The sequence below is a fragment of the Streptomyces sp. NPDC000880 genome, from assembly GCF_053599675.1.
This window is the reverse complement of record NZ_JBSFMS010000243.1, coordinates 1-2,166: the sequence shown is the minus strand read 5'-3', so window position 1 is coordinate 2,166 and position 2,166 is coordinate 1. Positions and strand designations below refer to the sequence as shown.

General features: G+C 65.8%; 1 protein-coding gene and 1 pseudogene. Both read right to left on the bottom strand.

Translation table 11 applies throughout. The annotated features are described in order from the left end of the window. Positions 1 to 113: 113 nt before the first annotated feature. On the bottom strand, positions 114 to 581 hold the full coding sequence (locus ACWDO5_RS35670) for a group II intron maturase-specific domain-containing protein (RefSeq protein WP_450534672.1): 468 nt from the start codon (positions 579 to 581) through the stop codon (positions 114 to 116). Positions 582 to 605: 24 nt separating this feature from the next. Continuing rightward, a pseudogene (locus tag ACWDO5_RS35665) lies at positions 606 to 1,249 on the bottom strand (reverse transcriptase domain-containing protein); the annotation flags it as partial. Between the last annotated feature and the right edge of the window lie 917 nt (positions 1,250 to 2,166).

Below are 2,166 nucleotides of genomic sequence, written 5' to 3'. Positions count from 1 at the left end.
GCTGAGTAGGCCCGGAGCGCGGTGCCGGGATTGCTCCCGGTCCGTTTCTCCGGACCTCTCGCCGAACCCGCCGTGCGCCTCTCAACGCAACGGGCTCTCCACGGTTTCTGCCGTCAGGCGGGGTTCGCAGGCTGCCACGGACTGGGGATCGTGCTTGCCCGGTATCGATAACGGCTGACCGTGACCGATGCGATCCGGAACAACTCGATCCCGTCCGCCGCGATGGGTCGCCACCGCCCGGTGGGGGTGGTGAACCGGCGGCGGACGTCGCCCCAACTCCAACGGTGACGTGTCCGCAACATGCGGATCAGCCGCCACCACACGAGGCTGTCGAGCCTGTCGAAGACATGCTTGGCGACCGCGTGCTTGAAGTAGTTGGCCCAACCGCGCATGATCTGGGTGAGTCTGATCAGCACGGTGGCAAGATCCTGCTGCGATGTCCTGCCCGTCAAAGCACGGATCTTCGCCTTCAACGACCGGATAGGCCGGTCGGCGATGAAGGTGTAGACGTGCCATTTGTTCGTACCTCCCTTGCGTTTCCACTGGATGCGGAGGCCGAGGAAGTCAAATCCGTCGCTCATGTGCACGACCTGGGTCTTGGCCTGAGACAGGCGTAACCCCAGAGGTTCGAGCACGTCGGCGATCTCTTCGCGCAGCACCGCGGTGTCGGCCTCGGTGCCGTGCACCAGGACGACGAAGTCGTCCGCGTAGCGGACGACCCGCCACGTCGGGCGACCTTTGCGGCGCCGGTAGGCGCGTCTGCCTTCGGTGGACATCGTCCCGCCCGGCTTCCACGACTCGTGCAAGTGCTCATCGAGCACCGACAGAGCAATGTTCGCCAGCAGTGGCGAGAGGACGCCGCCTTGCGGAGTGCCGGTCAACGTCTCCTTGCTTTCGCCGAGTTCGTTAAGAATCCCGGCTTTGAGGAAGGCTTTGACCAGCATCAGGACACGCTTGTCCTTCACCCGGTGACGCACTCGGTCCATCAGGGCCGCATGGTCGATCGAGTCGAAGCACGCCTCGATGTCCGCATCCACACCCAGCGGTAGCCTCGGGTACCGAAATAGTGGATCTCGGCGATCGCGTCCTGGGCCCGCCGTCGGGGCCGGAACCCGTAGGAGACCGGCTTGAAGTCGGCCTCGAAGATCGGTTCCAGCACCAGCTTCAGCGCTGCCTGAACGACCCGGTCCGCGATCGTCGGAATCCCGAGCTTGCGGACCTTCCCCGAGCCACCCGGTTTGGGAATCATGCGTTCCCGCACCGGCAAAGGACGAAAAGAGCCGTCCTTGAGGGCGGCCCGCAGGTCGTTCAGGAACCCGAGGACACCGATGGTTTCCTCGACGTCGGCGGCGGTCAGGCCGTCGACGCCGGGAGTCCGGGCTCCCCGGTTGCCCGCGACCCGGTCGAACGCCATCAACAGCGTCGCCGGGTCGTGCACGAAGTTGAACAGGTCATCGAACCGGCGGCCGGGATCGGCCACCGCCCAACGGTGAAGCTTGGTCTGCATCTCCAGTACCCGGGCCGGGGGGCCCGGAGCTCCGCCATTCGGCGGGGCGTCTTCCGGCATTGCAGCATCCTTCCCTTCTCGATACCGCTGCCGCCCTTCCCCATGTGGCCGGCTTTCCCGGCCGCGGAGTACTACGGCGGCTCCGCCCCGTCCCCAACCGATCGGCGGTCGATGCGCCCAGCCCCGGCAGCCTGTTGGAGACAGGTGGCGGGGCGAGGTTCGGGACGGTTCCCGTGTTCACTGTGGTTCGCTCGATGAAGGAGGAGCCCGACTGTGTCCCTGCGGTATCGCCACGAGTACGCCGCAGGCTTTCCTCGTGGCCTCCCGACCGGCTTTCGTATACCGGTCCAGGAGTTGTCGGACCACCCGAAAGGATGACCCGAGTACGCACCGCTTCCGGCCCCGATCCGCCAGGTTCGAGCCGGTGTCTCTTTGAGAGACGTAAAACGCCGGTTCCTCGCGTACTCCTCTCCATCACGCTTGCCGGACCCGCCCCATCTGGCAGTACTGGACACGTCCCGGCTTTGTCAGGGCCGCTCTCGCCCTCCCCGGCACCACCCGGATCAGGCTGCCCTCAGCTTCAACCCCACTGCTGCGACAGCGGGTTGGTGCAGGTCTTACACCTCCACTCGAACCAACAGCGCCTCACGGCGCAAACG